The 23585-nt window shown below is 66.1% G+C and carries 24 protein-coding genes and 1 tRNA gene; 6 read left to right on the forward strand and 19 right to left on the reverse strand.

The features are described 5' to 3' along the window. Nucleotides 1-623: 623 nt before the first annotated feature. The 3 genes from QO033_RS17325 to QO033_RS17335 form a co-directional block, all read right to left on the reverse strand. The gene (locus QO033_RS17325; protein WP_284482221.1) at nt 624-821 is read right to left on the reverse strand and encodes a hypothetical protein; all 198 of its coding nucleotides are present in this window, start codon (nt 819-821) and stop codon (nt 624-626) included. Nucleotides 822-1171: 350 nt separating this feature from the next. Further along, nucleotides 1172-1248: transfer RNA gene (locus QO033_RS17330), tRNA-His, on the reverse strand. Between the two features lie 46 nt (nt 1249-1294). After that, the gene (locus QO033_RS17335; RefSeq protein ID WP_284482222.1) at nt 1295-1777 is read right to left on the reverse strand and encodes a GNAT family N-acetyltransferase; all 483 of its coding nucleotides are present in this window, start codon (nt 1775-1777) and stop codon (nt 1295-1297) included. Between the two features lie 79 nt (nt 1778-1856). Between QO033_RS17335 and QO033_RS17340 the strand changes: the two genes are divergently transcribed. After that, nucleotides 1857-2045: a DUF6324 family protein gene (locus QO033_RS17340; protein WP_284482223.1), complete on the forward strand. Its 189-nt coding sequence runs from the start codon at nt 1857-1859 to the stop codon at nt 2043-2045. Here QO033_RS17340 and QO033_RS17345 read toward each other — a convergent pair. The 7 genes from QO033_RS17345 to QO033_RS17375 all read right to left on the reverse strand — a co-directional run bounded on the left by QO033_RS17345 (nt 2035) and on the right by QO033_RS17375 (nt 7348). Beyond that, entirely contained in the window at nt 2035-2484 is a 450-nt protein-coding gene (locus QO033_RS17345) for an MmcB family DNA repair protein (RefSeq protein ID WP_284482224.1), read from the reverse strand. The two genes, QO033_RS17340 and QO033_RS17345, sit on opposite strands and share 11 nt — an antisense overlap. Before the next feature lie 574 nt (nt 2485-3058). Further along, complete coding sequence (locus tag QO033_RS17350; RefSeq protein ID WP_284482225.1) at nt 3059-3394, reverse strand: hypothetical protein; 336 nt, start codon at nt 3392-3394, stop codon at nt 3059-3061. Between the two features lie 247 nt (nt 3395-3641). Next, nucleotides 3642-4124: a transcription antitermination factor NusB gene (gene nusB, locus QO033_RS17355; protein ID WP_284482226.1), complete on the reverse strand. Its 483-nt coding sequence runs from the start codon at nt 4122-4124 to the stop codon at nt 3642-3644. Then, nucleotides 4121-4672 carry a 6,7-dimethyl-8-ribityllumazine synthase gene (locus tag QO033_RS17360; protein WP_284482227.1) on the reverse strand — a complete coding sequence of 184 codons (552 nt, stop codon included), beginning with the start codon at nt 4670-4672 and terminating at the stop codon, nt 4121-4123. The genes nusB and QO033_RS17360 overlap by 4 nt, the downstream gene beginning before the upstream one ends. A gap of 3 nt (nt 4673-4675) precedes the next feature. Next, entirely contained in the window at nt 4676-5797 is a 1122-nt protein-coding gene (ribB, locus tag QO033_RS17365; protein WP_284482228.1) for a 3,4-dihydroxy-2-butanone-4-phosphate synthase, read from the reverse strand. Nucleotides 5798-5957: 160 nt separating this feature from the next. Beyond that, nucleotides 5958-6581 (reverse strand): hypothetical protein, encoded by a 624-nt coding sequence (locus QO033_RS17370; protein ID WP_284482229.1) that lies wholly within the window; start codon nt 6579-6581, stop codon nt 5958-5960. Between the two features lie 155 nt (nt 6582-6736). After that, a complete protein-coding gene (locus tag QO033_RS17375) occupies nt 6737-7348 on the reverse strand; it encodes a riboflavin synthase (RefSeq protein ID WP_284482230.1) in 612 nt (203 codons plus the stop codon). A gap of 173 nt (nt 7349-7521) precedes the next feature. On the opposite strand from QO033_RS17375, the gene QO033_RS17380 reads away from it, so the two are divergent. The 3 genes from QO033_RS17380 (at nt 7522) to QO033_RS17390 (ending at nt 12085) form a co-directional block, all read left to right on the forward strand. Beyond that, complete coding sequence (locus QO033_RS17380) at nt 7522-8823, forward strand: capsule biosynthesis protein (RefSeq protein ID WP_284482231.1); 1302 nt, start codon at nt 7522-7524, stop codon at nt 8821-8823. 105 nt (nt 8824-8928) lie between these two features. Then, nucleotides 8929-10053: a polysaccharide biosynthesis/export family protein gene (locus QO033_RS17385; protein ID WP_407682129.1), complete on the forward strand. Its 1125-nt coding sequence runs from the start codon at nt 8929-8931 to the stop codon at nt 10051-10053. A gap of 4 nt (nt 10054-10057) precedes the next feature. Continuing rightward, entirely contained in the window at nt 10058-12085 is a 2028-nt protein-coding gene (locus tag QO033_RS17390) for a capsular polysaccharide biosynthesis protein (protein WP_284482233.1), read from the forward strand. 256 nt (nt 12086-12341) lie between these two features. Here the strand turns inward: QO033_RS17390 and ribD are convergent, their stop codons facing one another. Both ribD and nrdR read right to left on the reverse strand, forming a co-directional pair. After that, entirely contained in the window at nt 12342-13448 is a 1107-nt protein-coding gene (gene ribD / locus QO033_RS17395; protein WP_284482234.1) for a bifunctional diaminohydroxyphosphoribosylaminopyrimidine deaminase/5-amino-6-(5-phosphoribosylamino)uracil reductase RibD, read from the reverse strand. Continuing rightward, nucleotides 13445-13912 (reverse strand): transcriptional regulator NrdR, encoded by a 468-nt coding sequence (nrdR, locus tag QO033_RS17400; RefSeq protein ID WP_284482235.1) that lies wholly within the window; start codon nt 13910-13912, stop codon nt 13445-13447. The genes ribD and nrdR overlap by 4 nt, the downstream gene beginning before the upstream one ends. Nucleotides 13913-14587: 675 nt before the next feature. Here nrdR and QO033_RS17405 point away from each other — a divergent pair. Beyond that, nucleotides 14588-16129 (forward strand): calcium-binding protein, encoded by a 1542-nt coding sequence (locus QO033_RS17405; RefSeq protein WP_284482236.1) that lies wholly within the window; start codon nt 14588-14590, stop codon nt 16127-16129. A gap of 6 nt (nt 16130-16135) precedes the next feature. Here QO033_RS17405 and QO033_RS17410 read toward each other — a convergent pair whose 3' ends face one another. After that, a complete protein-coding gene (locus QO033_RS17410; RefSeq protein ID WP_284482237.1) occupies nt 16136-16552 on the reverse strand; it encodes a secondary thiamine-phosphate synthase enzyme YjbQ in 417 nt (138 codons plus the stop codon). A 54-nt stretch (nt 16553-16606) separates the two neighbouring features. Beyond that, nucleotides 16607-16999, reverse strand: a complete 393-nt coding sequence (locus QO033_RS17415) for a winged helix-turn-helix transcriptional regulator (protein ID WP_284482238.1) — start codon at nt 16997-16999, stop codon at nt 16607-16609. Nucleotides 17000-17107: 108 nt separating this feature from the next. Between QO033_RS17415 and QO033_RS17420 the strand changes: the two genes are divergently transcribed. Then, nucleotides 17108-17974: an SDR family oxidoreductase gene (locus QO033_RS17420; RefSeq protein ID WP_284482239.1), complete on the forward strand. Its 867-nt coding sequence runs from the start codon at nt 17108-17110 to the stop codon at nt 17972-17974. Nucleotides 17975-18018: 44 nt separating this feature from the next. Here the strand turns inward: QO033_RS17420 and QO033_RS17425 are convergent, their stop codons facing one another. The 5 genes from QO033_RS17425 to QO033_RS17445 all read right to left on the reverse strand — a co-directional run bounded on the left by QO033_RS17425 (nt 18019) and on the right by QO033_RS17445 (nt 23567). Then, nucleotides 18019-18435: a hypothetical protein gene (locus QO033_RS17425; RefSeq protein ID WP_284482240.1), complete on the reverse strand. Its 417-nt coding sequence runs from the start codon at nt 18433-18435 to the stop codon at nt 18019-18021. 30 nt (nt 18436-18465) lie between these two features. Continuing rightward, the gene (locus QO033_RS17430) at nt 18466-18915 is read right to left on the reverse strand and encodes a hypothetical protein (RefSeq protein WP_284482241.1); all 450 of its coding nucleotides are present in this window, start codon (nt 18913-18915) and stop codon (nt 18466-18468) included. Nucleotides 18916-19077: 162 nt separating this feature from the next. Further along, nucleotides 19078-21060, reverse strand: coding sequence for an RNA polymerase sigma factor RpoD (rpoD, locus tag QO033_RS17435; protein WP_284482242.1), 1983 nt, complete (start codon nt 21058-21060; stop codon nt 19078-19080). 116 nt (nt 21061-21176) lie between these two features. Beyond that, nucleotides 21177-23180 carry a DNA primase gene (gene dnaG / locus QO033_RS17440; RefSeq protein ID WP_284482243.1) on the reverse strand — a complete coding sequence of 668 codons (2004 nt, stop codon included), beginning with the start codon at nt 23178-23180 and terminating at the stop codon, nt 21177-21179. An 18-nt stretch (nt 23181-23198) separates the two neighbouring features. Further along, complete coding sequence (locus QO033_RS17445) at nt 23199-23567, reverse strand: hypothetical protein (protein WP_284482244.1); 369 nt, start codon at nt 23565-23567, stop codon at nt 23199-23201. Nucleotides 23568-23585 lie beyond the last annotated feature (18 nt).

Below are 23585 nucleotides of genomic sequence, written 5' to 3' on the forward strand. Positions count from 1 at the left end.
GGGATCGCTTGTCATTCATTGAAGTTATGGGCCCAACGGCCCGTCTTGAAAGTCCGGCCGCCCTACCGACCGCGCGGAGCGGGCCAAAACCGGCCGACCCCGAAACCCTGATGCCACAGACATGAAAACCATCTGCGGACGGGCGATGAAAAAAGTTGCCGCATCATTCGCCCGAAAGAGATATCACGTCAAGGCCCGGAACGGCGGCGCGGGCTCTCGGCAGCTCCCCGCCCGGCGTTGTCATGGGTGTGTCCGCCGTCGGGACATTTTGCACGGCGCTGCCATCGGATCTTGCCGGAGCCAGAGGCACCGTCCGAGAGCATCCTCTAGCCGCCATGATCGCACGCCCTTCTGCTCAGACCCCTTGGCAATGGCCGCGTGAAAGGAGCGGACGCGATGCGCCGATCCGGCCGACTTGGAGGAAGTTTTCTGCCGCTCCCGGCTCCCGCAGGGCGGTGCCCCGGGACCCAAGCCGGTCCGTCACGATCGCATCGGGAACTAACCTTGCCGTTTCGGCAATTCGAACATGTCCTCGACGGCCATGCGCCGGCTGCGGGGGGGGGGGCCGGGAGGACGCCGATGTCCCATACCACCCGACCTTGTCCCGCAAGGCGTCGTCTCCGTCAGCCTCGGGCCTTCAAAAGCCACTGCTCGATTTCTTCCTTCGTTGCCCCCGACACTTCCGCATGTTGAAGCGGGCTGGCGTGGTCAAGTCCGTCGCATCTCATGTTGACCGGAGAGGCTCTCTCATGGGGGGCTTTTTGCGCCCAGACATGGGTCACTCGCCCGAGATGATCTGTTTCGGCAACGTAAAGATGCATGGCGAACTCATTTTCCTGCGGAGGCGCGCGTCATCGCACAGAACCCCGTGTCGCCCCATAAAGAATGCGACAGGCGGAAAGGAAGACTGCGACGAAGAGGAAAGCAGCAACAGCCCGGGTGCCTGAGATGTGTCCCGCCTTGTCGACACCGAGAGCCCTGCCTTTTCAAGCCCCGGTTTCTCCGACAGAATCAGGGCGGGCCGACAAGATCCGCCACATGCCATTCGGCCACATGTGACATATAACGCTTTTAGCCTGCACGCTGAGGTAAAAGGTGTTACCCCAGACGCTCTCCGCCCAAAACGCACCATCCCGGCGAGTTGGCATCGTCATCTTGATTGAGTGATTTTTGGTACCGCCTCCCCGGCTTGAACGGGGGACCTCTGGATCCACAATCCAGCGCTCTAACCAACTGAGCTAAGGCGGCACTGTGGAGGCCGATTTAGCCAACCGGTTGGAGGATTGCAAGCGGTTTACAGAACTATTCTCCAGCTTTGTTCGACCAGATCGACACCGAAGGAATGAACCGGCTTGCTCTCCTCCAGCACCCAGCCCGCGGCGGCATAGAGCGCGCAGGCCGCGCGATGACTTTCATGGGTCCAGAGCACCATCTCGCGATAGCCGGTGGCGCGGGCATAGTCCATGCAGGTGGACAGCAGCCGCTTGCCCAGCCCCAGCCCCCGCGCCTCCGGCACCAGCAGGAACAGCCGCAGCTTGGCGACGCGATCCCCGGCATCGACGCAGAAGATGCTGCCCAGCCGCTGCCCCTCGGCCTCGGCGATCCAGCCAGCTTCCCGCCCGGGATCGTGATCGGCGATGAAGCCCTGCAGGATCTCCGCCACCAGCGGCCCGAAGCTCTCGTCGAAACCCTCATCGCGGGCATAGAGCGTCTGGTGCCGCTCCACCAACCAGGGGGCATCTTCGGGGCGAAACGGGCGCAGGATCACATCTGTCATAGGCCATATGAGCGCGGATGCCGCTTGATTCTCAACCCTCAAACCGCTAGCAGAAGCGCCTTGAGACAGGAGGTCCGCAATGGGCATCAACACCGAACGCGACATCGAAGCCAATCTTCAGATCGGCCCCACCGACACCGGCATGGTGCGCCTGTTCATCGACGCCCAGGGGGTCGAGATTCCGATGGATTTCGATCCCGAGGAAGCCGAGGAAATCGCCGAGGAAATCCGCGCCGCCGCCCAGGCCGCCCGCAGCGTCACGCGCTGACGATCCCCATCACCCCCGGATCGCGCAGCGCCTGAAGCCGGCGCGCCGCGTGGGTGGCGAATTTCTGGATCAGCACCTTGCGCCGCGCCGCCGCCAGCCGCGCCTCCGGCGCCATACGGATCACCTCCGCATCATAGGCATCGGCGATGATCAGCCCGGTCTCCTCCGGCAAAAGCTCGGTCGGGAACGCCATGTCGACCGCCCAGAAGTAGCGGTCGCACCAATCCAGATAACCCTGCCATTTCGCGTCCGACTGGAAATCCGCCCGGCTCGACTTGCATTCGATCACCCAGAGCTCACCCTTCGGCCCCAGCCCCATCACATCGACCCGCAGCCCACGCGTCGGCACGAATTCCTCGACCGAGACGAATCCCAGCCGCCTGAGGTGGCGCGCCACCCCGCGGGCCAGCAATTGTCCGGGCTGAAGGTCATCAGGCATGCCCCAGATGTGAACGAAAGCGGAACAAAAGTCAAACCCCGACCCGCCCGTGACGGCCGGTCTTTTTCTGACCGAAAATATCCCCCGGGACTCGCCGCAGGCGATGGGCGCAGCCCCCCGACCTTCGCCTGGGCGCCCTGCCGCCGGTCTACTCGGCAACAGTCTGCGAAAACGCAACTGCCCCCTTGCGCCGGCCGCCGCTGCGCCCTACCTCATGCCGGTGGCGGGCTCTGCCCTTCCTGTGCCGATAGCATTCCGGTGGCCTTAAGCAATTCCGAGGGGGCTGGCTCTGTTCAGGTCCTGGCCTGATTACCTGGCGCCCACCTGTATATACAGGTCCTCGGGAATCAAAATCGCACGTTTGCGGTGGTCCCGCCACTTGTCCGCCGCTGCGGACGCCGGACATGCCCGACACTCGGCCTCTCTCCCCTTTTCCCAGCGTCTCGCCCCTCCCCGTTTCGCCTCCACCCTACACAGCGGACACAAAAACGCCCCGGCGGCCGAAGCCCGGGGCGCAAATCTTTCTCACCGATGAGCGGGGCATACCGCCCCACCCGGCCTCAGTCCGGCCATCTCAGCGTCGGCGCTGCAGCTGACGGTTGCGGGCGTTGGGCTCTTCCACCGGCACCGGCACGGTCAGGAACTCCCGCGCCGCGACCGGGGTGCCACCGCGGGGGCCGCTGTCCTCACGCTCGGCCATGGCCATCACCGCCCAGGCGAATTGCACACCGGCGAAGACGATGCCATGGGCGAACCACAGAACCACTGCCGCCAGAATACCGGCGTCCGAGCTGCTGACCAGATGCCAAAGGTTCATCACGTTGAACCACAACAGCAGGCCGACGAAGACCGCCGCAATGGCGAAACCGATCAGAACGTTGCGGATATAAAGCTTGATGAGTTCGGGCATGATCAATCTCCAATCCCGCCGATGGTATCACGCGATTGCGCCTCGTCTATGCCGAATTCACGCGCATCTCGTCGCAGGGGCGGATTACAGCTGATATGGTGACGGATCGGGCGAAATCCAAGGTTTGCCGCCCTCTCCCGGGCCGGAGATACGAAAAACCCGCCCTCTCGGGCGGGGGACGGGCCAGTGGCGGGCCCGGTATCGCGGGGCGGCGAAACCTGCCCGAGTCGGGGCAGAGCGCAGTGGATCAGAACGCCTCGGGCCGGGCTTCGCGCGCCATGTGATCTAGCACAGCATTGACGAATTTCGGCTCCTTGCCATCGGGAAAGAAGGCGCGGGCGATATCGACGAACTCGCTGATCACCACCTTCGGCGGCGTCGTCGACTGCGTCAGCTCGGCCCCAGCAGCGCGGAACAGACCGCGCAGCGTCGGATCGATGCGGGCGATCGGCCATTTCGCCACCAGCGCCCGGTCGGTCATCTGGTCGATCCGCGCCTGATAGTTGACGGCATCGCTGACCAGCTTGCGGAACAGCGCGGCATCGCCCTCGACCATCTCGCCATCCTCGTATTCCGCACCGAAGCGGAAATCGAGGAATTCGCGCACCACCTGATCGGTCGTCTGGCCGGACTGTTCCATCTGGAACAGCGCCTGCACGGCATAAAGCCGGGCCGCCGATTTCATCTTGCGTTTCTGGTTCCCGGACAGGGGGGCGTCGGTGCTGGTCATGCGGTGGGGGATCCGTCGTTGTCGCCCGCCAGAAGGATCTCTTCTGAGGCGGGCCGGAAGCCTATGTTCTTTTTCTGGCTGCCCCACTTACGGCTGAGCGCGATCAGATGCAAGGCCGCAGCCGCAGCGCCGCCGCCTTTGTTCTGATCGGCGGGATCGGCCCGCACCTCGGCCTGGGGACGGTTTTCCACCGTCAGGATGCCGTTGCCGATGCACAGCCCCTGCAGACCCATCAGCTGGATCGCCCTGCTCGAGTCGTTGCAGACAGTGTCGTAATGGGTGGTTTCCCCACGGATCACGCAGCCGAGGGCGACGAATCCATCGTAGTTGGAATAGCGGTCCGCCATGGCGATGGCGGTCGGCACCTCCAGGGCGCCGGGAACTTCGGCGATGTCCCAGCTGCCGCCCGCGGCCTCGATCTCCGCCTTGGCGCCGGCGATCAGGTTGTCGGCGATATCCTTGTAATAGGGCGCGACCACGATCAGCAGCTTCACCGGCGTGTCGAAGACCGGGCGCGGCAGGATGTAATGGCTCTCATGTCCGGCCATGGCTCAGTCCTCCTTCAGGATCGGGCGGGTGCCGACGATCTGCAGACCGAAGGCATCGAGGCCCAGGTATTTGGTCTTCGTCGAATCGGTCAGCAGGATCAGATCTCTCAGACCCAGCTTGGCCAGGATCTGCGCCCCCAGCCCGGTCTGCTTGATGGTGCGCGGCCCCTCGTCCTCATCGGCGAAGAGCACGTTGCGCGGCTGCCGGAACAGGGTGACAACACCCCGTCCCTCGGCGGCGATGATCTCCATCGACCGGGGCAGCTGGCGCGCCGATTTCGGCCCCAGGCCGAGGATATCAGTGGCCTCATGCAGCGCATGGGTCCGGGTCAGCACCGGTTCAGGCGTGGTGATGTCGCCCTTGATCATCGCCACATGTTCGGTGCCATGGGTCTGGTCGGTGAAGATGCGCATGTCCCATTCGCCGCCGAATTCCGACATCACGGTGCGCCGCGCGGTCTCGCGCACGAGGTTGTCGTTGCGCGACCGGTAAGTGATCAGGTCCGAGATCGTGCCGATCTTCAGATCGTGTCGGCGGGCGAATTCCACCAGATCGGGCAACCGGGCCATGCTGCCGTCGTCCTTCATGATCTCGCAGATCACGCCAGCGGGCTTCAGCCCGGCCAGGCGGGCGATATCGACCGCGGCCTCGGTATGACCGGCGCGCACCAGAACGCCGCCCCGCTTGGCCCGCAGCGGAAACACATGGCCGGGGGTGGCCAGGCTCGCCATCGTGTTCTGTTCGTTGATCGCGGTGGCGATGGTATGGGCCCGGTCCCCGGCGGAAATCCCGGTGCTCACCCCCTCGCGCGCCTCGATCGAGACGGTAAAGGCGGTCTCGTGCCGCGAGGAGTTGTTGATCGCCATCATCGGCAGGCCCAGGCGTTCCACCCGCTCCGCCGTCATCGGCAGGCAGATCAGACCGCGGCCATGGGTGGCCATGAAATTGATCGCATCGGCATCGGCGAATTCGGCGGCGATGACCAGGTCGCCCTCGTTCTCGCGATCCTCGTGATCGACCAGAATGAACATGCGGCCCAGACGGGCGTCTTCGATGATATCCTCAATCGGGCTGATCGCATCGCGCAGCCCGGCTTCCACGGGGCCGGGGGTTTCAAAAGTCATGGGACAGCGGCCTTTCTTCCATCGCTTAGAAGGGCAGATAGACCACGGCGCCCACGATTGCCAGACCTACGGGCCCCCGCAGGCCTGCACAGCAGCCCTGCACGAGGCGAAAGCATGCAAAATCAAACAAATTTTCCTACCCTGCTCCGCGCCGGGCCGGTCAGCCGGTGGCGCGGAAGTATTCGCCCGCCGTCAGATAGGCCGCGGCGCGGCCGGCGGCCATCCATTCCGATTCCAGCGGCGCATCTCCGATCACCAGCACCCGGGCGCCGGACAGCCGTTCGGTGCGGATCAGCCCCTGCACCCGGTCCCGGATCTGCGTCCAGCTGTCGGTGAAGCGGGGGGCGGCATCGGCGGCATCCAGCACCGGGTTGGCAGTCAGCACCCGCTCCGGCGTCTGCGGCCGGTGGACCAGCGCCAGCTTGCGGGCGCGCCGCACCTGCTCCAGATGCTCCGCTTCGGGCACAGGAATACGGGCATCGCCGGCGAAGATGCGCAGCGCGTTGGAGGAAAACAGAAGCCCGGTGATATCGTCGCCGGAATACTGCCGCACCCGCGCATAGGTCTTGTAGTCCATTCCCAGTTCCGCCGCCCGGCTGATGCGCATCTGCAGCACCAGCTTGGGGATCGCATTGGGCATCAGCGCCCGCTGCGCCCGGCGCCACTGGTGAGTCCGCAACACCTGCCCCGGCTCCATCGACGGGCCGCCGTTATGGCCGATCCCGGCTGAGGCGGCGGGCGTTCCGGCGGCGCCCGCGGCGCTGGGAAGTCTGATGAGGCTCATGCGGCGTCTCCTGTTCGGTCCTCGGACCAGAGCTATGCCGACACCGGGGCGAAGGACATATCCCCCGGAACACCGGCGCCCGCCTCCGCCCCCGATCGCCGCGTCTCTGCCCAAGGACTGGGCAGACCGGGATGCGGGACCACCGGCGCCAGAGGTCAGCCGGCCTCGTTCAGCCGGGCGACATAGCGGGCCAGCGTATCGACTTCGAGGTTGATGCGATCGCCGACCCGGACCTGGCCCCAGGTGGTGACCTGCTGGGTATGGGGAATGACATTGATACCGAAGGTTTCGCCGGCCACCTCGTTCACCGTCAGCGAAGTGCCGTTCAGCGCCACCGATCCCTTCGGCGCGATGAAGCGCGCTAATGCCGCCGGCGCGCGGAAGGTGATGCGGGTGCTGTCGCCCTCCTCCGCCATGGCGATGACCTCGGCGACACCGTCGACATGGCCCGAGACGATATGCCCGCCCAGTTCGTCCCCCACCTTCAGGGCGCGTTCCAGGTTGACCTTCTTGCCGGTCTGCCAGCCGCCGCTGGGATCATTGTCGGTGCCACCGATATTGGTCTTTGACAGGGTCTCGGCCGAGATCTCGACATCGTACCAGTCCGGGCCGAGGTCGATCACCGTCAGGCAGACGCCGTCGCTGGCGATCGAGGCGCCGATATCGATGCCGGCGGTATCGTAATGCGTCGCGATCCGCGCCCGGAGATCGCCGCGCCGTTCCAGCTCGGTCACGGTGCCGACGTCGGTGATGATCCCTGTGAACATGGCGCTACTCCTGCCTTCTGCGACGCCCCCGAGGTAACGATCCGCCCTGCCCCCGGCAAGCCCCCGGTTGCACCTTCGCCGGCGCAGGGCCATAGTTTCGACAAAATAAACCGCTAATCATCGTTCAAATCTAGCGCATTAGGCTTTGGCCGGACAGGACAGCAGACGGGACGATGAGGCAGGCATTGAAGACAGATCAGGCCGAACGGGCATTTCTGTTCCTGCAGGGACCGCACGGCCCGTTCTTCAGCGGTCTCGCGACGCTGCTGCAAGCCGCCGGCGCCACCGTCTGGCGGGTCGGTTTCAACGCCGGCGACCGGATGTTCTGGCGCCATCGCGACAGCTACATCCCCTATCGGGGCCGGCCGGAAGACTGGCCGCAGCGGCTGGACAGCCTGCTGGCCGAACGGCGGATCACCGATATCGTGCTCTATGGCGACACCCGGCCGATCCATGCCGCCGCCGTCGCCGCCGCCCGGGCGCGCGGGCTGACGGTGCATGTCTTCGAAGAAGGCTACATGCGGCCCTACTGGATCACCTACGAACGCGGCGGATCGAACGGCAATTCCCGGCTGATGGAGATGAGCATCGCCGACATGCAGTCGGCGCTGGCGCTGTCGGACATGGAGGCGCCGCTGCCGCCGGCCAGCTGGGGCGACATGCGCCAGCATGTGTTCTATGGCGCGCTCTACCATTGGTTCGTGATGTTCTGGAACCGCGGCTACCGCAACTTCCGGCCACATCGGGCGCTGCCGGTCACCAAGGAATTCCAGCTCTATCTGAAACGGCTGGTGCTGATGCCGTTCCAGGCGATCGACCGGCGCATCGCCACCTGGCGCATCCGCAACGGCGGCTTTCCCTATCACCTGGCGCTGCTGCAGCTCGAACACGACAGCTCCTTCCAGATGCATTCGCCGTTCTCCTCGATGACCGAGTTTCTGGAGCGGGTGATCGCCGGCTTCGCCGAGGGCGCGCCACGGCACCATCACCTGGTGATCAAGGCGCATCCGCTGGAGGACGGCCGGGTGCCGGTGCGCGCCGAAACCCGCCGGCTGGCCCGGCAATACGGGATCGAGACCCGGGTACATTACGTGCGCGGCGGCAAGCTGGCGCAGCTTCTGAACGATGCCCGCAGCGCGGTCACGGTGAACTCCACCGCCGGCCAGCAGGTGCTGTGGCGCGGCATTCCGATCAAGGTCTTCGGCCGGGCCGTCTATGACAAGCCGGAGTTCGTCTCGACCCAGCCGCTGAGCGAATTCTTCGCCGCCGCCGGCCGTCCGGACAGCCGGGCCTACAAGGATTATCGCCGCTATCTGCTGGAAACCAGCCAGGTGCCCGGCGGCTTTTATTCCCGCCGTGGGCGCCGCCAGCTGCTGCGCCACGTGGTCGATATGATGCTCTCTCCCGAGGACCCCTATGACGCCCTGAAATCGGGCACAGCGGCACCGCGGCAACACCTGCGCGCGGTGACCTGACGGACGGGTGACGCAAGACTGGATTTTTATTCCCCTTTCCGGTAGCTTGGCAAAAAAACCTGAGGCAGAACAATAACAGGTCGAGGAGACCGAGCAGTGAAACCCATGACCCCCCGATGGGCTAAGCCCGTCGCTATGCTGGCTGTGCTTGCATTGCTGGCGGCTTGTGCATTGCCGCGAGTCGGCCCCAACAAACGAGAAATCTTCGCAGGATCGGTTCAGCGCGAGGGCGATGCCTTTGTCGTTTCGGTCAACGATCGCGTGACCCGGGCCACCGCGGTGACACCCGCCCTGGGCTTTTCCCGCTCCTTCGTCAGCGCCGGGCTGCTGACCTCCGACGCGATCCGCCCGGGCGACGTCCTCGGCCTGACCATCTGGGAAAACGTCGATGACGGGCTGCTGGCCAATCAGGGTACCAACGCCACCGTGCTGGACGAGGTGCAGGTCGACAGCGCCGGCTATATCTTCGTCCCCTATGCCGGCCGGCTGCGCGCCTCGGGCCGCACTCCGGACGAACTGCGCGAGACCATCACCCAGCGGCTGCAGGACCAGACCCCCGATCCGCAGGTGCAGGTGCGCCGCGTCGCCGGCGACGGCTCGACCGTCTCGCTGGCCGGCTCGGTCGGTGCTCCGGGCGTCTATCCGATCGAACGCCCGACCCGGACGCTCAGCGCCATGCTGTCGCGCGCCGGCGGCCTGACCATTCGCCCCGGCGTCGCCCAGGTCACCGTCAACCGCGGCGATCAGCGCGGCAAGATCTGGTATCAGGACCTCTATGACAACCCCAGCCTCGACATCGCGCTGCGCAGCGGCGACCGTATTCTGGTCGAGGAAGATACCCGCGCCTTCACCGCGCTCGGCGCCACCAGCCAGCAGGCCCGCGTCCCCTTCGAGACCCAGCAGCTGTCGGCGCTGGAGGCCATCGCCCAGGTCGGCGGTCTGATCTCCACCTCCTCCGACCCCACCGGCGTCTTCATCTTCCGCAACGAACCGGCGGAAATCGCCAATCAGGTGCTGGGCCGTGACGATCTGCAGGGGGCGCAGCGCATGGTCTACGTGCTGAACCTGACCGAGCCCAACGGAATGTTCGTCGCCCGCGATTTCGTGGTGCGCGACGACGATACCCTCTATGTCACCGAGGCGCCCTACGCCCAGTGGACCAAGACCATCTCGCTCATTGCCGGGTCGATCACCCCGGTGGCCAGCGTCCAGTCGCTCGCCGGCGGCTAACCGCATGAGCGCCCGATCCGGGACAGAGACAGCCGGGGGCCAGCGCCCCCGGCTTTTCGTTTTCAACGGCGGTTTCCTGACCCAGCGCCGGCTCAGGCGCATGCTACGCCTCGCCGGCCACAGCCTGCATCTGGGCCTGCCCGGGCACGACGACGCCGTCGCCGTCTGGGGCAACAGCCCCACCGCCCATCGCGGCCTGTCGGTCGCCGCGCGCCGGCAGGTTCCGGTGCTGCGGGTAGAGGATGCCTTCCTGCGCTCGCTCCACCCCGGCCGGGCGGGAGAGCCGCCGATCGGGCTGAACCTCGACTGGTCGGGGCCGCATTTCGACCCGGCCCGGCCCTCCGACCTTGAGACGATCCTCGCCCGCCACCCGCTGGACGACAGCGCGATGATGGCCCGCGCCCGCGACGCCATCGCCCGGATGCGTGAGATCGGACTGACCAAATACAGCGGTTTCGATCCCGATGCCCCGCTGCCCGAGGCGCCCTATGTGCTGGTGATCGACCAGACCCGCGGCGATGCCTCTGTCACCGCCAGCGGCGCCGATCTGGCCCGGTTCCGCGAAATGCTGGTCTTCGCTCAGGTCGAACACCCCGGCATGAAAGTGGTGATCAAGACCCACCCGGAAACCCGCGCCGGCTATCGCCCCGGCCATTTCGGCCCCGAGGACGCAAACGACCGGGTCAGCCTGCTCAGCGATCCGGTCGATCCCTGGGCGCTGATGGAGGGCGCGGTGGGGGTCTATACCGTCTCCTCTCAAATGGGGTTCGAGGCGATCCTGGCCGGCCACCGCCCACGCGTCTTCGGCCAGCCCTTCTATGCCGGCTGGGGGCTGAGCGAGGATGAATACCCGCTGCCGCGGCGCCAGCGCCGGCTGACCCGGGCACAGCTGTTTGCGGCGGCGATGATGATCTATCCGATCTGGTACGATCCCTATCGCGATGCGCTGTGCCCGCTGGAAACCGCGCTGGACACGCTGGAGGCGCAGGTGCGGGCCTGGCGCGAAGACCGTCATGGCTGGGTCGCCTCCGGCATGCGGCTGTGGAAGCGGCGCCCGCTGCAGGCGGTCTTCGGCACCGAAAAGCCGATCATCTTCACCGACGATCCAGACAAGGCGCAGGCCTTGGCCACGGCGGGCGGACGGCGGCAGATGGCCTGGGCGTCGAAGGCCAGTCCCGCGTCCGGTCTGGTCCGGGTCGAGGACGGGTTTCTGCGATCGCGCGGCCTCGGTGCCGATCTGGTGCCGCCGCTGTCGCTGGTGACAGACGATCTCGGCATCTACTACGACCCCGGCCGGCCCAGCCGGCTGGAACGGCTGATCGAGGCCCGCGCCGATCTGCGCGCCGATCAGGACCTGCGGGCGGAGCGGCTGATCGCCCGGATCACCGCCGCCGCGCTCAGCAAGTACAACCTCGGCGGCACATGCCCCGCCCTGCCCGAGGGGCACCGCATCCTGGTGCCCGGCCAGGTGGAAGACGATGCCTCGATCCTCACCGGGACGGTGGCGGGACAGCGCGGCAATCTCGATCTGCTGCGGGCGGCGCGCGCCGCCAATCCCGACGCGGTGCTGATCTACAAGCCCCACCCCGATGTCGAGGCCGGGCTGCGCCGGGGCGCGGTGGAGCAGCCGGAGGCCTTCGCCGACCTGGTGGCGCGGAACGCCGATCCGATGGCGCTTCTCTCCGAGGTGCAGGAGGTCTGGACCCTGACCTCCCTGCTGGGGTTCGAAGCGCTGCTGCGCGGGCTGCCGGTGACCACGTTGGGCGCGCCCTTCTACGCCGGCTGGGGGTTGACCCGGGATCTGGGTCCGGTGCCGGCGCGGCGTCAGGCACGCCCCGGTCTGCACGGGCTGGCCCATGCGGTGCTGATCGACTACCCTCGGTATTTCGATCCCAGGACCGGCCTGCCCTGCCCGGCCGAAGTGGTGGCCGAGCGGCTGGCGACCGGCGATCTGCCCCGCCCCCGCCTAGCCAACCGCAGCCTTGCCAAGTTGCAGGGGATCTTCGCCAGCCGCGCACATCTGTGGCGGTGACACCAGACGGCGGTGGTTCAAGGGGGCGCTGCCCCCGTCTCCTGCGGAGAGACTTCCCCGGGATATCTAGAGCCAGAAAAAGGACGGGGCTGAGTGGCGCAGGAACAAACAGGCCGATGGACAGTTCCCAGCCGCGAACAGGCGGAGCCCCGAGAGGCGCAGGGATAAGCCGCGCGCGGTGGCCGTTCGGCAGGAACGGGCAAAACGCCGGGTAAGGCTTGCTCAAAAGCGCCCGCCCTGGGCAGGACCGAAAAGCTCAGCCGGGGATCAACGCCCGGCACCAGCGGGTCATCACGTCGCCGTCGATGGCGCGGGTTTCGACCAGATCGAACCGCGGCGCCTCATCCAACCGGCCAAGCCCCAGCGCGCCGATCGCCGGCAGGCCTTCAGCCCCGATGGTCAGCCCGGCGGTGAAGCCGACCAGCTCATCGACCAGATCGTCGCCCAAGAGCGAGGCGGCCAGCGCGCCGCCGCCTTCGCAGAACACCCGCGTCAGCCCCGCAGCCCCCAGCTGGCGCAGCATATCGGCCGGATCGACCTGCGGACCGCGCAGCGCACAGGGGATCAGCCGGGCGCCCAGCCCTTCCCAGGCGCGCACCCGTTCGCTGTCCACCCCGGGCCCGTGGCAGAGCCAGAGCGGCACCTCGGCGGCGCTGCGGGCCAGCTGGCCCAGAAGCGGCAGGTCGAGATGGCGCGAGACCACCACCCGCACCGGCTGGCGACTGGCCCCCATGTCGCGCACCGTCAGCGCCGGATCGTCGGCCCGCGCGGTCCCGGCGCCGACCATCACCGCATCGTGGCGCGCCCGCATCGCATGCACCGCCCGCCGGGCGCCGGGCCCGGTGATCCACTGGCTGTGACCGGTGGCGGTGGCGATACGTCCGTCGAAACTGGAGGCCATCTTCAGCGTCACCAGCGGCCGACCCTGTTCGGTCCTGAGAAAGAAACCGGCGTGATCGCGAGCAGCCTCATCGGCGAGAACGCCGGTCACCACCTCGATCCCGTGGCGGCGCAGCCGGTCGAACCCCTGGCCCGAGACGCGCGGATCGCTGTCCTCCAGCGCCGCGACCACCCGCGCCACGCCGGCGCCGATCAGCGCATCGGCGCAGGGCGGGGTCTGACCATGATGAGAGCAGGGCTCCAGCGTGACATAGGCGGTCGCGCCGCGCGCCTTTGGTCCCGCCTGCGCCAGCGCCTGCGGTTCGGCATGCGGCCGGCCACCCGGCGCGGTCCAGCCGCGGCCGACGATCCGCCCGTCCCTGACGATGACGCAGCCCACCGCAGGGTTCGGCCAGCAGGCGCCCTGAGTGCGCCGGCCCAGCGACAGAGCCAGCGCCATGTAACGTTGATCCTGATCGCTCACTCTTCCGGGGCCGGGTTGGGACGCAGTTCCGAGACGAAGCTTTCGAAATCGTCCGCGGCCTGGAAGTTCTTGTACACGCTGGCAAAGCGCACATAGGCGACGGTATCGATCCGGGCCAGCGCCTCCATCACGATCTCACCGATCCGTTTCGAGGGGATATCGGTTTCACCCATGCTCTCCAGCCGCCGCACGATGCCGGAGATCATCTGATCGATGCGCTCGGGCTCCACGGGGCGTTTCTGCATCGAGATGCGGATCGAACGTTCCAGCTTGTCGCGGTCGAAATCCTCGCGCTTGCCGGAGGTCTTGATCACCACCAGATCGCGCAGTTGCACCCGCTCATAGGTGGTGAAACGGCCACCGCAGGCCGGACAGAACCGGCGCCGGCGGATGGCGGCATGATCTTCCGCCGGCCGGGAATCCTTCACCTGCGTGTCGATATTTCCGCAAAACGGGCAGCGCATGTGCCGTTCCCCTCTTCTGACCGCCCCGACCGCCCCAGTTTCTGGTTGTGGAGGTCCCGGCATAGTTATCCACAACTATAGGCTGCCCGCTAGGGTTTGGGTAGAGGGGAAATGCAGCCGCAATATGCGGACCTCGGATCCGGGGAAACCGGCGCGATGCGGTTTTTTCCCACCCTCCTGTCGCAGATCGCAGGCCTGGTCCGTTTTCTCTCTGATGGCCGCCGCAACGGCTGTCGCGCTCCCCAGCCCCGAACATCCCTCAAAGGAGCAGAGGACCATGACACCAAAACCGAAACTCGTCGCGCTGCTGGCGCTGGCAACCATGCTGCTGGCAGGGCTGGCCGCCTATACGCCAGAACGGCCGGCCGCAGAGCTCGAACAGAAATACAGCGATGCCCCCCGTTTTGCCGAAATCGACGGGCTGCGCCTGCACTACCGCGACGAGGGCAGCGGCCCGGCGCTGCTGTTGGTGCACGGTTCCAACGCCGCGCTGCAGACATGGGCCGGCTGGACCAACATTCCGGCGGAAGACTTCAGAGTGATCGCGCTGGACCTGCCCGGGCACATGTTCCCGCCCCGCAATGGCGCGGAAATCCGCAAAGGGTGCACAAGCGCAACGGTTTCCCCTAGGATAGCCGCATATTTCATCCATTCCGCCGCAGCGAGATTTGAGCCATGGCCTTCACCCGCGTCTTTCAGGACTTCAACCGGACCTGGCTGCAGATCGGCGACGGTGCCGGTGATATCTTCACCGGCGATGGCACCGTCCCGAGCGGTCCCCATAAGGGCAGCTTCCAGACCAGGGACGAAATCCGCGCCGGGGGCGGCGACGATTTTCTGGACGGAGAGAGAGGCCGCAACCTGCTGTTCGCTGAGGCCGGTGACGACCGGATCACCCTGGGCGATGTCGGCGACGGGCTGGCCTGGGACCGGGCCTATGGCGGCGCCGGCTCGGACATATTCTACGGCAGCACCACCAGGCCGATCGACGGCAAGGTGCATCTGGCCAACGGCGGCGCCGGCGCCGACAGCTTCTGGTTTCACCTGACCCCCGACGCCGCCGATCTGCGCGGCGACACGGTCTTTGTCGACGGCATCGCCGCGGTCAAGCTGAAGTCCATCGAAACCGTGATCGGCAGCGCCCACGACGATGTGCTGCGCGCCGGCGGCGCCACCTTCGAACTGATCGGCGGCAGCGGCGACGACAGGCTGGTCGCCAACCCGCTGGAAAATCCCGGGCACCCCGACCGGGGCAGCACGCTTGTCGGCGGCGTGGGCGCGGATGTGCTGCGCGGCGGCGGCTATCGGGATGTTCTCTTCGATCATTTCGACCCGAGAACTGGCCCGCCGGCCAGCACAGATGCCGATCTGGACAGGCTCTATGGCGGCGGCGGCGCGGACCTGCTGTTTTCCTTTTCCGGCGATGACAAGCTGGTGGGCGGCGCCGGGCGCGACATCATCCGCTCCCTTTCGGGCAACGATATCATTCACGGCGGCGACGGCGCCGATACCATCCTGTTCGGCGCCCCCGGCCACTGGAGCCTGGATATCACCCGCACTCAGGGCAGCCTCTATGGGGTGAGTATCGATGGGGGCACCGATGGCCGGGGCGGCGACACGGTCGATTTCTCCATGGTGACGCTGTCCACCGGGGCGCTGCTGCGCGGGCTGGAAATCAATCTCGGGGTTGGCAAGGGCTGGAACCTCGCCTCTCCGGACGGGCCGCAGAAGTTCCGCATTCGCGAGATCGAACATGTTGCCGGCACCGAACGAAGCGATGTGCTGACCGGCTCGGCCGAGGGCAACACGCTGCTGGGGCTGGGCGGCGAGGATATCATCCGGGGCGGCGCCGGCCGGGACCAGCTCGATGGCGGCGCCGGCAGCGACCGGCTGTTCGGCGGTGCCAATCGCGATCTGCTCTATTCGGATTTCGACGGCGATATCCTGCAGGGCGGTTCCGGGATCGACCGGTTCGACTTCACCCGCACCGATTTCACCCGCTCCGGTCTCACCGCCCGCATCGTCGATTACGATCTGCGCGAAGCGGTCCTGACCGATTGGGAGGGGCTGTTCCATCTCGACATCAAGGACACCACCGAAGGGGCGCTGGTCACCGGCGATGGCGGCGTCACCAATATCCTGTTCGAGGGCATCCGCGCGGCCGACCTGGCGTTGGACCGGTTCTTTTTCCACCCGCCGTCAGAAGACGACTTCTAGCCGCGCTCAGCCCAGGTGAGCGGCGACCTCGCGCCGGTGCGGCGCGGTCCGATGTTCGAAAAGGTAAATTCCCTGCCAGGTTCCGAGCCGCATACGCCCATCCATCACAGGAACAGACAAGCTGACCGGCATCATCGCCGCCTTGATATGGGCTGGCATATCGTCCGGTCCCTCATAGGTATGGGTCAGATAGCGCATCGTCGGGTCGGTGGTGGGCGGCACCAGCCGGTGAAAGAAGGCCCGCAGATCGCTCTGCACCTCCGGGTCGGCATTTTCCTGGATCAACAGCGAACAGGAGGTGTGACGCACGAAAAGCGTCAGCACCCCATCGCTCGCCTCCACCCCGCGCAGCCAGCCGGCCACATCGGCGGTGAATTCATAGAGCCCTTGGCCCCGGGTCGAAATGGTGAAACTCGTCTGCATGCGCGCAGTTAGGCCCGGCCGGCGCACGAAGGCAAGGCGCCGGTGCCGAGCCGCTCAGCCGGCGGCATAGGCGCGGCGGGCTTCGGCGATCGGAGAGGCATGCAGCTCCGCCCAGTCGATCAGCGCCCCAAGCGGCCCCAGCAGCGACAGGCCCATCTCGGTCAGACGGTATTCGACACTGGGCGGCTTGGTGGGAAAGACCTCCCGCGCGATCAGCCCGTCCCGCTCCAGATCGCGCAGCGACTGGGTCAGCATGCGTTTGGAGATATCCGGCAGCGCCCGGCCGATGGCGTTGAACCGCGCCGGTCCCTTCGACAGCTCCATCAGGATCAGCGTGGTCCATTTCGCCGCAACGTGATCCAGCACGTGGCGCACCGGGCATTTGGACAGATCCTGCCCCTTCTGTTTCCAGACTTCCAACCGGTCGAGGGCAACGGCATCGCGCATGGTGGTTCCCTTCGTGTAACCTGGGCAGAAAAACCTGCCTCCTTTTCAGAGGTCAAATAGGTCTCTATCTGAGACCTGTCAACGATTGAAGACTAAAAGGAGTCTCTCATGTCCACCCCTCTTCTCATGGTGACCGGCGCCTCCGGTCAGCTGGGCCAGCTGGCCGTCGCCCATCTGAAAACCCTGGTGCCCGCGTCGCAGATCGTGGCGCTGGTCCGCAAACCCGAGGTCAAGGCCGCCTATGAGGCGGACGGCATCGCCGCCCGCATCGGCGATTACGACGATGTCGAAGGGCTCACCACCGCCTTCGCCGGTGTCGACCGTCTGCTGTTGATCTCTTCCAGCGCGGTGGGCGAACGCGCCCGCCAGCACGGCAATGTCATCGCCGCCGCCAAGGCCGCCGGCGTCGGCTTCATCGCCTATACCTCGATCCTCGACGCCGCGACCTCGCCGATGGCGCTGGCCGAAGAGCACAAGGCCACCGAGGCGATGCTGGCCGAGAGCGGCATTCCCCACGCGCTGCTGCGCAACGGCTGGTACACCGAAAACCTGCTGGCCAGCCTGCCCACCGATCTGGAGCTCGGCCAACATTTCGGCTGCGCCGGAGAGGGCCGCTTCGCCACCGCGACGCGCAAGGATTATGCCGAAGCCGCGGCCATCGTTCTGGCGGGCGGCGATCACGCCGGCAAAACCTATGAACTGGCCGGCGACAGCGATTTCACCCTTACCGATTTCGCCGCCGCGCTGAGCAAACTGGCCGGCAAGCCAGTCAGCTATACCGATATGCCGGAAGAGGCCTATACCGCCGCTCTGGTTCAGGCCGGCCTGCCTGAAGGCTTCGCCGCCATCCTCGCCGACAGCGACGCCAAGGCCGCAGGCGGCGCGCTGACCACCACCAGCAAGGACCTGTCGCAGCTGATCGGCCATCCGACCACGCCGCTGGCCACCACCATCGCCGCCGCCCTGGCCGGCTGATCCCGACAAGGCCTCGGCCTGCCGCGGCGGGCCGGGGTCGCCCCTCAGGGGCGCATGGACCAGGGGAAGCTGTCGAACTTGCCGCCATAGCAATATTGCTGGGCCATCGACGCGCTGAGATTATCGCCCACACGTTTCACGCTGAGGCTGAGGCCAGGCGTGGTATCGGCCCCTTTCGGCGCGGTCAGCGCGAATTGCACCGCCCGCTTGCCGGCAGAGCTGGCAGAGGGCCCGACCGGCGCCCAGAGAAAAATCCGCTGCGCCGCCGCCACGCCCAACACGCTGCGGGCATAATCGCCCGCCCCGCACCAGTAGTCTTGCGCCCCGGACCCGGCGCGGCCGACCACCTCGAACACCCCTTGCCCCAGATCGTGAACCTGATGACCGTTCTGCGCCCGCCAGGCCAGAGCGGCCCCTGGCAGCGCCGTCAGCAGGGCGACACCCAACAGCATCTGTCTCATGATCTTACTCCTCACACTCAGGCACCGGCCTCAGGGCCGGGCCGGATTACGGTCGCAATAGCTGCGCGCCTGTTGCACCGACATGTGATCGCCGGGCGACAGCCTGTTGGTCAGAATGATCGGGAACCGGTCGTTCAGCGGTGCATTGGCCCGCGCGGCAGCCGCGCCACTCAGGCCCGCCGCCACCGGATCGAGGGTGAATTGCACCGCCGATTTGCGCCCGGTGGTCGCGCTGGGGCCACGCCCGCGCACCACGAACAGCGGATCGGTCCAGCTGGCCCCCAGCACCCGCTGGGCGTAATCGGATGCACCGCACCAGTAATCCCCAGCGCCGGAGGCCGTCCGCGGGATCACTTCGAACACGGCCGCATCGACCGGATAGGCACGCATGTTCCGCCCCACCCGATCTGCGGCCGCCAGGCTGGGAAAGCTGAGGATCATGGCCGAAACACCGGCCAGGACGAAAGAAAACCGTTTCATGGCTGTGACCTTCAGAGATTTTTCAAGTGTAACATAGGACTGCGCAACCGCCGCGAACAGCGGCGCAGAGACGCAGGGTAAATCATGGCGGCGGACCGCCGACAAAAACGCCCGCGCAGGGAGCAGACCTGCGCGGGCGTCGATAGCGTCGGTTTTCCGGGCTTACTGATCGAGGAAGCTGCGCAGCTTGCGCGAGCGGCTCGGGTGCTTCAGCTTCCTGAGCGCCTTCGCCTCGATCTGACGGATCCGTTCGCGGGTGACCGAGAACTGCTGACCAACCTCTTCCAGCGTGTGATCGGTGTTCATGCCGATGCCGAAACGCATCCGCAGAACCCGTTCCTCGCGCGGGGTCAGGCTGGCCAGAACACGGGTGGTGGTTTCCTTCAGGTTTTCCTGAATCGCCGAGTCCAGCGGCAGAACCGCGTTCTTGTCCTCGATGAAATCGCCCAGCTGGCTGTCTTCCTCGTCGCCGATCGGCGTTTCGAGAGAGATCGGCTCCTTGGCGATCTTCATCACCTTGCGGACCTTCTCCAGCGGCATCTGCAGCTTTTCGGCCAGTTCCTCCGGGGTCGGCTCGCGGCCGATCTCATGCAGCATCTGGCGACCGGTGCGGACCAGCTTGTTGATCGTCTCGATCATATGGACCGGGATCCGGATGGTGCGTGCCTGATCGGCGATCGAGCGGGTGATCGCCTGACGAATCCACCAAGTGGCGTAGGTCGAGAACTTGTAGCCGCGACGATATTCGAACTTGTCCACCGCCTTCATCAGGCCGATGTTGCCTTCCTGAATAAGATCAAGGAACTGCAGCCCGCGGTTGGTGTATTTCTTGGCGATGGAGATCACCAGGCGCAGGTTCGCCTCGACCATTTCCTTCTTGGCCTGACGCGCCTCTTTCTCGCCCTTCTGGACCTGCTGCACGATGCGGCGGAATTCGCTGATGTCGAGACCGACGTATTGACCGACCTGGGCCATATCGGCGCGCAGTTCCTCGATCTTGTCAGAGCTGCGCTCGATCAGCATCTGCCAGCCCCGGCCCGACTTCTGGCTCATCTCGTCCAGCCAGGTCGGATCCAGTTCGCGGCCGCGATATTCGTCGATGAATTCGCGCCGGTTGATCCGGGCCTGGTCGGCCAGTTTCACCATCGACCCGTCGATCGACATCACCCGCTTGTTGATGCCGTAGAGCTGGTCGATCAGCGCCTCGATCCGGTTGTTGTGCAGATGCAGACCGTTCACCAGTTCGACGATCTCGGAGCGCAGTTTCTGGTACTGCGCCTCCTGCGTATCGCTGAAGGCGCCGCTGTCGCTGAGCGTGGCGGCGATCCGGTCGTCCTGCATCTCGGACAGTTCGGAATAATTGTTGGCGATCCGCTCCAGCGTGCTCAGCACCTGATCCTTCAGCGCCGCTTCCATCGCGGCCAGCGACATGTTGGCCTGATCGTCGTCTTCGTCGTCGTCCTTGGCGATCGGGTTGCCGTCGGCATCGAGCTCGGGGCCGCTGTCGCTTTCGGATTTCTTCGCCGCACCGCCGGCCGACACGATGGGCTCGGCCACGCCGTCGTCGTCCTCCAGCTGATTGCCGAAGGTCGCCTCGAGGTCGATCACGTCGCGCAGCAGAATGTCTTCGGACAGAAGTTCGTCGTGCCAGATGGTGATCGCCTGGAAGGTCAGCGGGCTTTCGCACAGCCCGGCGATCATCGTGTTGCGCCCGGCCTCGATCCGCTTGGCGATGGCGATCTCGCCCTCGCGCGACAGCAGCTCGACCGACCCCATCTCACGCAGATACATGCGCACCGGGTCATCCGTGCGGTCCAGCTTCTCGGTCTGCTGGTTGGCGAGCGTCACCTCACGGGCGTCGGAGGTGGTAACCACCTCGGTCGAGCCCTTGTTCTGCTCTTCTTCCTCGGCCTCTTCGTCCTCGATGATGTTGATGCCCATCTCGGAAAGCATGGACATCACATCTTCGATCTGCTCCGAACTGACCTGATCGGGAGGCAGAACCTGGTTCAGCTGATCATAAGTGATGTAGCCTTTCTCGCGGGCCTCGGCGATCATCTTCTTGACCTGGGCCTGGCTCATGTCCAGCGAGATTTCCTGTTCCTGTTCCTCAGGCTTCTGGTCGTCGGTGTCCTTAGCTGCCATTCGGTGCTCCTGCAGAGGCGTGGGGCGATTCGCTCGGATCCGAATCATCGGATAATCCCGCGATTCGGTCATCGGTTCGCCCGGTTGTCCACCTCTATTCGTTACAAAATTCCGCCTCAACGGCCCGATTTGGAATAGCTGATCCGGCTCAGCAGGTCGTCGAAGGCGTCTCGCTCCTCGCGGTTGATGCGGGCGCCGTTTTCTCCGGTGTCATATTCCACCTTGTTTTCGGCACCGGCACTGCGCATGGCGCGATCCCGCTCCCGTGCCGCCTGTCCCAGGCGCCAGGTCACGGCCTCATCCGCCATACCGGTCAACTCTTCCTCGGCCTCGGCGACCTCGGCATAAAGCCCGCGCCGCGCTTCGAGTTTTGCGAGTTCCTCGGCCAGTGTCATTCGGGCCAGGTCGATATCGCCGGGTTTGCGCACGCAGGGGCTGATTGCGACATGGCGCAAGGCAAAGAGGTTTTCAAGGGCCTCCGGCCCCGCCGCCGCGGCGATTCTGTCTTTGAGTGCCTCGGAAGCCTCATCCGCGTGCCGCAGGATCAGATCGCGCAGCAGCGCGTGGTCGGGATCGCTGCAGGTCATCCGCTCGATCCGGTGTTCGAATTCCGGCACCAGCCCCGGCGCCAGAATCGCGGTGGCCAGAATCACCGCCTCGCGCAGCTGGGTCTCCGCCTGTTCGCCGGCGGCGACCAGAAGCGAGGTCTTGGTGCTGGGTTGCGGCGCCAGCGGCTGGCCGCGACCGGCCCAGGGCGCCCGGGCGCCGCGGCCGGGCTTGCCACCGCCCTTGCCGCCGCCGCCACCGGGCACGAAGGCCTCCCGCGCCGGCTTACGCGACCGGAACAGCTCCCAGCGCAGGTCCTTGATCGCCTCGCCGTAATGGCTGCGGATCGAGGGGTCGCGGATCAGCCGCAGCTTCTCGCGCAGCGCCTTGTCCAGCGCGGCGCGGCGTTCGGGACTATCGAAATTGCGCCCCTCGGTCTCCCGCTGCCACAGCAGGTTGACCATCGGCTGCGCCTGATCCAGCACCGCCTGCACCGCGCCGGCGCCCTCGGCCCGGATCAGATCGTCAGGGTCCTGGCCATCTGGCATCAGCGCGAACCGCAGCGATTTTCCCGCCTCCAGCAGCGGCAGCGCCAGATCGATCAGCCGCAGCGCCGCGTTGATCCCGGCCTTGTCGCCGTCGAGCGCGATGATCGGCTCGTCGGCGATGCGCCAGAGCATCTGCAGCTGGTTATCGGTGACCGCCGTGCCCAAGGGGGCGACCGCGGCCTGGAACCCGGCCTCGGACAGCGCGATCACGTCCATATAGCCCTCGGCCACGATCAGCGGCATCCCCTTGCCCGCCGCCACCCGCGCCGGCCCGTGGTTGAACAGGCTGCGCCCCTTGTCGAACAGATCGGTCTCGGGCGAGTTCAGGTATTTCGCATTGTCGTTCGGATCCATCGCCCGGCCGCCAAAGGCGATGGCGCGGCCACGGGCGTCGCGGATCGGGAACATGATGCGGTTGCGGAAGGTATCATAGGGTTTGCCGCCCTTGGTCGAGGGCTTGGCCAGCCCGGCGCCCAGGATCAGTTCCTCCTCCACCCCCTTGGCGCGCAGCTGATCCCACAGGTGTTGCCAGCCCTCCGGCGCGAAGCCGATTTCCCAGCGTTCCAGTGCCGCCGGGCTGAGCCCCCGGCGGGTCAGGTAGTCCCGCGCCGGCCCGGCCACCCCGGTCCGCAGCTGCAGGCGGAAGATCTGTACCGCCTGTTCCATCACCTCGGCCAGCTGGCTGCGGCGGTCGGCCTTCTGCTGGGCGCGCGGGTCGCGCTTGGGCAGTTCCATCCCCGCCTCACGCGCGAGGATTTCGACCGCCTCCATGAACGAGACGTTTTCGGTTTCCTTCACGAAGGAGATCGCATCCCCCTTCGCGTGGCAGCCGAAGCAGTAATAAAAGCCCTTGCGGTCATCGACATGAAAAGACGCGCTCTTTTCGTGATGAAACGGGCAAGGCGCCCACATGTCGCCCTTGCCCTGGTTCGATTTGCGCGTGTCCCACATGACCTTGCGCCCGACCACCTGGGTCAGCGAGGTGCGGTTGCGCAATTCATCGAGGAATCCGGGAGGCAGTGACATCGGGGGCGTTGGATCCGCTTAGTTGTTGAGCTGCTTGATCATCTCCTGGCGCTGATCCCAGACCGCAATGCACTGGTCCTTCCAGATCGCGCCGAAATCGTTGCCCCGCAGGTCCTTGCGGCGCAGCTGATAGATATAGTCGGCCATGCCTGGGATCGCGGCATTGAACTGCGCCGGCCAGCCGGGATTGCCGGCGGCGATATGCGCCGCCACCTTGTCCTGGGCGACCCGGTCCAGCCGCGCCTGCTGCACCGCCGCCATCACCTGCCCCTCATAGCCGCAGCTTTCTTCCTTGCTCAGCTCCTGCTCGGCCAGCGCCGGCAACGCCAGGGCGGACACGCCGACGGCAATAGCGGCTGCAAACACGGAAAGGGGGCGGATCGTCATCGGGCGGCTCCTGAATCG

Origin of the sequence: Pseudodonghicola flavimaris (genome assembly GCF_030164425.1) — a bacterium.
GTDB lineage: Bacteria > Pseudomonadota > Alphaproteobacteria > Rhodobacterales > Rhodobacteraceae > Pseudodonghicola > Pseudodonghicola flavimaris.

Bases quoted from the DNA above. Each gene is read 5' to 3' on its own strand.
- QO033_RS17445 (WP_284482244.1), bottom strand. From the start codon at position 23,567: ATGACGATCCGCCCCCTTTCCGTGTTTGCAGCCGCTATTGCCGTCGGC.
- QO033_RS17420 (WP_284482239.1), top strand. From the start codon at position 17,108: ATGTCCACCCCTCTTCTCATGGTGACCGGCGCCTCCGGTCAGCTGGGC.
- QO033_RS17325 (WP_284482221.1), bottom strand. From the start codon at position 821: ATGCATCTTTACGTTGCCGAAACAGATCATCTCGGGCGAGTGACCCAT.
- QO033_RS17350 (WP_284482225.1), bottom strand. From the start codon at position 3,394: ATGCCCGAACTCATCAAGCTTTATATCCGCAACGTTCTGATCGGTTTC.
- QO033_RS17425 (WP_284482240.1), bottom strand. From the start codon at position 18,435: ATGAGACAGATGCTGTTGGGTGTCGCCCTGCTGACGGCGCTGCCAGGG.
- QO033_RS17360 (WP_284482227.1), bottom strand. From the start codon at position 4,672: ATGGCCGGACATGAGAGCCATTACATCCTGCCGCGCCCGGTCTTCGAC.
- QO033_RS17335 (WP_284482222.1), bottom strand. From the start codon at position 1,777: ATGACAGATGTGATCCTGCGCCCGTTTCGCCCCGAAGATGCCCCCTGG.
- QO033_RS17340 (WP_284482223.1), top strand. From the start codon at position 1,857: ATGGGCATCAACACCGAACGCGACATCGAAGCCAATCTTCAGATCGGC.
- QO033_RS17380 (WP_284482231.1), top strand. From the start codon at position 7,522: ATGAGGCAGGCATTGAAGACAGATCAGGCCGAACGGGCATTTCTGTTC.
- rpoD (WP_284482242.1), bottom strand. From the start codon at position 21,060: ATGGCAGCTAAGGACACCGACGACCAGAAGCCTGAGGAACAGGAACAG.
- QO033_RS17345 (WP_284482224.1), bottom strand. From the start codon at position 2,484: ATGCCTGATGACCTTCAGCCCGGACAATTGCTGGCCCGCGGGGTGGCG.
- nusB (WP_284482226.1), bottom strand. From the start codon at position 4,124: ATGACCAGCACCGACGCCCCCCTGTCCGGGAACCAGAAACGCAAGATG.
- nrdR (WP_284482235.1), bottom strand. From the start codon at position 13,912: ATGCGCTGCCCGTTTTGCGGAAATATCGACACGCAGGTGAAGGATTCC.
- QO033_RS17405 (WP_284482236.1), top strand. From the start codon at position 14,588: ATGGCCTTCACCCGCGTCTTTCAGGACTTCAACCGGACCTGGCTGCAG.
- QO033_RS17390 (WP_284482233.1), top strand. From the start codon at position 10,058: ATGAGCGCCCGATCCGGGACAGAGACAGCCGGGGGCCAGCGCCCCCGG.
- QO033_RS17385 (WP_407682129.1), top strand. From the start codon at position 8,929: ATGACCCCCCGATGGGCTAAGCCCGTCGCTATGCTGGCTGTGCTTGCA.
- QO033_RS17370 (WP_284482229.1), bottom strand. From the start codon at position 6,581: ATGAGCCTCATCAGACTTCCCAGCGCCGCGGGCGCCGCCGGAACGCCC.
- QO033_RS17375 (WP_284482230.1), bottom strand. From the start codon at position 7,348: ATGTTCACAGGGATCATCACCGACGTCGGCACCGTGACCGAGCTGGAA.
- QO033_RS17410 (WP_284482237.1), bottom strand. From the start codon at position 16,552: ATGCAGACGAGTTTCACCATTTCGACCCGGGGCCAAGGGCTCTATGAA.
- ribB (WP_284482228.1), bottom strand. From the start codon at position 5,797: ATGACTTTTGAAACCCCCGGCCCCGTGGAAGCCGGGCTGCGCGATGCG.
- QO033_RS17430 (WP_284482241.1), bottom strand. From the start codon at position 18,915: ATGAAACGGTTTTCTTTCGTCCTGGCCGGTGTTTCGGCCATGATCCTC.
- QO033_RS17415 (WP_284482238.1), bottom strand. From the start codon at position 16,999: ATGCGCGATGCCGTTGCCCTCGACCGGTTGGAAGTCTGGAAACAGAAG.
- dnaG (WP_284482243.1), bottom strand. From the start codon at position 23,180: ATGTCACTGCCTCCCGGATTCCTCGATGAATTGCGCAACCGCACCTCG.